General features: G+C 62.1%; 4 protein-coding genes. 2 read left to right on the top strand and 2 right to left on the bottom strand.

Features of this window, described 5'->3' with window-relative positions; all coding sequences use genetic code 11:
• Positions 1-391: 391 nt before the first annotated feature.
• Positions 392-706 carry a Uma2 family endonuclease gene (locus tag ACIQ17_RS31480; RefSeq protein WP_398473444.1) on the top strand — a complete coding sequence of 105 codons (315 nt, stop codon included), beginning with the start codon at positions 392-394 and terminating at the stop codon, positions 704-706.
• Positions 707-724: 18 nt separating this feature from the next.
• Here ACIQ17_RS31480 and ACIQ17_RS31485 read toward each other — a convergent pair whose 3' ends face one another.
• A complete protein-coding gene (locus tag ACIQ17_RS31485) occupies positions 725-1,282 on the bottom strand; it encodes an HNH endonuclease (RefSeq protein ID WP_211910400.1) in 558 nt (185 codons plus the stop codon).
• 224 nt (positions 1,283-1,506) lie between these two features.
• On the opposite strand from ACIQ17_RS31485, the gene ACIQ17_RS31490 reads away from it, so the two are divergent.
• A complete protein-coding gene (locus ACIQ17_RS31490; RefSeq protein WP_398473440.1) occupies positions 1,507-3,261 on the top strand; it encodes a chloride channel protein in 1,755 nt (584 codons plus the stop codon).
• Between the two features lie 7 nt (positions 3,262-3,268).
• Here ACIQ17_RS31490 and ACIQ17_RS31495 read toward each other — a convergent pair.
• The coding region (locus ACIQ17_RS31495) for a DUF2855 family protein (RefSeq protein ID WP_398473442.1) at positions 3,269-4,284 on the bottom strand (1,016 nt) is incomplete at its 5' end.

Here is a 4,284-nt window from a genome sequence, read left to right on the forward strand (position 1 = left end):
AGTTGCGCACGCATGTGGTCGCATACTGATCGATCCATAAAATTATTCGCGAATCCGCGAAAGCCTTCATTGGCTTTGATTCTGTTTTCTGATGCTCGCAACAGTAAGCACTGCTGCGGCCGGGCGTGGATTGCAGCCTGCACCGCAGCACAGCGGCGTGGAGCATCAGTCATGCGTTCGGCCTTGTCGGCACTGCTATAGTGTCGGCATCGACAGTTATTTCGAAACATGACGCCACCTGCGCTACAATTCCGAAGATCAGCTGAACGGATTGATCGGCGGCACTCTCACGCAACAGCTCCCACTGCTGCCCGTCAACACCCATCATCAGCCTGAACTTTGAAGACAATCGCGACCATGCGCGTCAAGCAAGACGCCGCCGGACGTTTCCCTGACGGCAGATCAGCCTGCATTGATCGTCGAGGTTCTTTCACCGACGACGCGCAGCTTCGATGTCAGCGTCAAGCTCGCCGAATACAAAGAACTGCAATCGCAGCACTACATCATGTTTGTCGATACAGAGAACCCATCCGTCCAGTTTTTCTGGCGGGATGCAGCCGGCCTTTGGAAAGACACCGTGCTGACAGGCATCGATGCAAGGATCGAACTTCCGCGCGTCAATGTCGCGATATCGCTGGCACATATCCATGACGAACGGTCGTTTCGAGCGAAACCCAAACTGGTCGAGAACGAAGACGATTCTTGAGCCCGGAAGGCCACGCTCCTACGGATCGAGTTCCGTATCCCAGTAGAGATAGTCCAGCCAGCTTTCATGCAGGTAGTTCGGCGGGAACAGGCGGCCGTTGCGATGCAGCTGATGCACGGTCGGCGAGAACGCCGTCTGGCGCGGAAACATGCCGGCCTGATGCGTGGTCAGATTGCCCTTGCGCAGATTGCAGGGCGAACAGGCCGCGACCACGTTTTCCCACGTCGTCTGGCCGCCCTTGGAACGCGGGATGATGTGATCGAAAGTCAGGTCGTCGCGCGAGCCGCAATACTGGCAGGAGAAGCGATCGCGCAGGAAGACGTTGAACCGCGTGAAGGCGGGATGCGTCGTCGGCTTCACGAACGATTTCAGCGAGACCACACTGGGCAGCTGAAAATCGGCCGAAGGGCTCCGTACCGCGTGATCGTAGAGCGCTACGATATTCACACGGTCGAGAAAGACCGCCTTGACCGCGTCCTGCCACGACCAAAGCGAAAGAGGATAATAGCTCAGCGGCCGGAAGTCCGCATTGAGTACAAGAACCGGCCAGCCGCCTTGCGAGACATGTGCGTTCAAGTAACGCTCCTGACTCCACAATTCGACTGCGCGAAGCAGCCTGTGTTTCACATACTACAGGCAGCGTGACAGGGTTGTGAAGGGCATAGCTCTGGTCTATCCCCTCCGCAAAAGCATGCCGCAATCCCGGCTTTTTCCGCTACATCGGGTGGTCTCGCGAGAGGGCTGCCGCTAGCCGCGGGACGCGTGCCTTGCTCGAGGCTTGCCACGTCCGGACGCTGCCCATGGTCACTTCGTCACGATATCTTGAGGCCCCGCAATGGCTGCGCGTCTTTGTCCGCGCGCATGAAACCAGCCTTGCGCTGCTGGCAGCGATAATCGGCGTGATCGGCGGCCTCGTGGTGGCCGCCATGGGCGCCATGGTCAGCGTGCTGCATGCTGTGCTGTTCAACCTGGAATGGGGCCAGCGGCTGTCCAGCCAGTATTGGATCGACCCCGTCCGCGCCCTGCTGGTTCCCACTCTGGGCGGGCTGGTACTCGGTATCGCCTTCCTGCTGCTGATGCGCTGGCGGCCGGCGCGCGAGATCGACCCGATCGAGGCCAATGCGCTCTATGGCGGCCGGATGTCATTCCGCGGCAGTGTGATCGTCTCGTTGCAGACGGTGTGGTCGAGCGGCGTCGGTGCTTCGGTGGGGCTGGAGGCCGGCTACACCCAGCTCGCCAGCGGGCTCGGCGCCTCCATCGGCCGCGCGTTCCATCTGCGGCGGGCTGACCAGCGCGTGCTGGTGGGCTGCGGCGCCGCTGCGGCGATCGCCGGCGCCTTCGGCGCGCCGCTGGCGGGTGCCTTCTACGCCTTCGAACTGGTGATCGGCGGCTACACCTCGGCCAGCCTGATGCCCGTCGGCGTTGCAGCCGTGACCGGTTACTTCGTCGCCCACTCTTTTTCGCCGCTGACGCTCGGCGTCGTTGCCGGGCGATTCGGCGACGTACAGGCTCATGACCTCGCGGTGGCCGCGCTGCTCGGCGTGTTCGCCGCCACCTATGGCATCGGCATCATGCGGGTGGTGACCTGGTGCGAATGGCTGCTTGCCAAGATCCGGCTATGGCCGCCCCTACGCCCGGCACTCGGCGGGCTCGGCGTCGGCGCGCTGGCGCTGCTGACGCCGCAGGTGATGGCGTCAGGCCATGGCGCCCTGCATTTCGGCGGCATGACCGCCTATCCGATCGCGCTGGTTGCCTTCGTGATGGTGCTGAAAACCATCGCGTCCATCATCTCGCTGGGCACGGGCTTCCGTGGCGGCCTGTTCTTCGCCTCGCTGTTCATCGGCGCGCTTGGCGGCCATCTGTTCGCCACCGGCCTCAACCTGCTGTGGCCGGACCTCAATCTCGATCCAAACATCTACACGATCGTCGGCCTCAGCGCCCTCTCCGCCTCGGTGATCGGCGGACCGCTGACCATGAGTTTCATCGCACTGGAATCCACCGGCAATCTCTGGCTCACCACCGCGGTGCTGGTCGCCGTGATCATCTCCACACAGATCACACGCGAATTGTTCGGCTACTCCTTCGCCACCTGGCGCCTGCATCTGCGCGGCGAAACCATCCGCAGCGCCGCCGATATCGGCTGGATCCGCGACCTCACGGTGCAGCGGCTGATGCGGCCGGATATTTCCATGGTGGAATCCACCATGCCGCTCGATGAATTCCGCGCAAAGTTTCCGCTTGGATCGAAGAACCAAGTGGTCGTGGTCGATTCCGAAGGCAGCTATGTGGGCCTTGCGAGCGTGCCTGAGGCGCATTCACCCGATGTAGCGGCCTTCCGCCTCGATAGTCTGCTGCACTCCCGCAACGTCGTTCTACATCCCGAGATGAACATTCGCGACGCCATGGTGGTGTTTGAAGGTAACGAAACTGAATCGCTCGCGGTCGTCGATGCCGAAACCCACCGCGTGCTCGGCACGCTCTCGGAAGCGCATGCCACGCGCCGCTACGCGGAAGAATCCGAACAGCGACGACGCGAGGCACTCGGCGAGATGTGAGCGCGGATCAGCGCGCGAACAGCGACAGCATATAGCCTTCGCTCGGTGACACCTTCCCCTCGAGGGTCTCACGATAGATTCGCTCGACGGCCTCCACGCCATATCCCTCGACGATGCTGAGGGATTTTTCCAGCATCGGCACGAAGTCGCTCCATGCCGCGCCAAACCGCTGGTCGATGCCGCCCGGCCCCCATTCCCTGGCACGTTTGCGGATCTGGTCCGGCGCGAAGAACCATGACGGTTTTGCGCCCGGCAGATTGTCGGCCTCAGCCGCGTCCTGATGGGTCATGCCGACACGGCCGCTGTAGACGAGATGGTCCCCGAAGTGCCGATGCAGCCGACGGCGCAGATTGGCATTCCCGGCCATATCGACAAAAGCGGTCGCCTGCTCCGGCGGCAGACTGTCGATGCGATCATATGGGACGACCTCATGATAACAGCCGAGCGATGCGGTGAAGTCGGCATTTCCCGGCGAGGTCAGGCCGATCACACGGATCGGCTTCCGCTTGCTGTGCAGCAGATGTGCGAGACCGAACGCGGTCTTGCTGGACGCGCTCGACAGGATCACCTGCCTTGCGCCGAAGAATTCGGCTTCGGCGAGGAAGTCGTCGACGAGAAAAGACAGCATGAAGAGCGGCCGTAGCAGCGCCTGATAATCGCCCCGACGTCCGGCGAAAGCGGGATCGTCGCTGACGCGCGCATAGGCATTGTAGACGGGGGCGACGCCCTGCCGATGCGCGGCGCCATCGCGCAGGCCGCGCTTGCTGACGTCAGCCGCTTCGATAACGAGATGCGTCGCCATCGGGAAATAGCCGAACAGGCGCTCACCTTCCAACAGCTGCGGATGCCTGGACACGATGACATCGCCAAAGCCCCAGACCGGGATATTGCCGAAACCATCCGGCGCCGGAAACAGCTGCCAGTATTTCAGGGCATCGCCGAGCATGGCGTAGGTGATGTTGTTGGCGGTGAAGGCAAAGCGATCAACCTTCACCAGCAGGCCATCATCGGGCAACGCATCGC

This window comes from Tardiphaga sp., assembly GCF_044340795.1.
Taxonomy (GTDB): domain Bacteria; phylum Pseudomonadota; class Alphaproteobacteria; order Rhizobiales; family Xanthobacteraceae; genus Tardiphaga.

Coding starts and splice junctions, on each gene's coding strand:
- ACIQ17_RS31490 (WP_398473440.1), top strand. CDS start 1,507: ATGGTCACTTCGTCACGATATCTTGAGGCCCCGCAATGGCTGCGCGTC.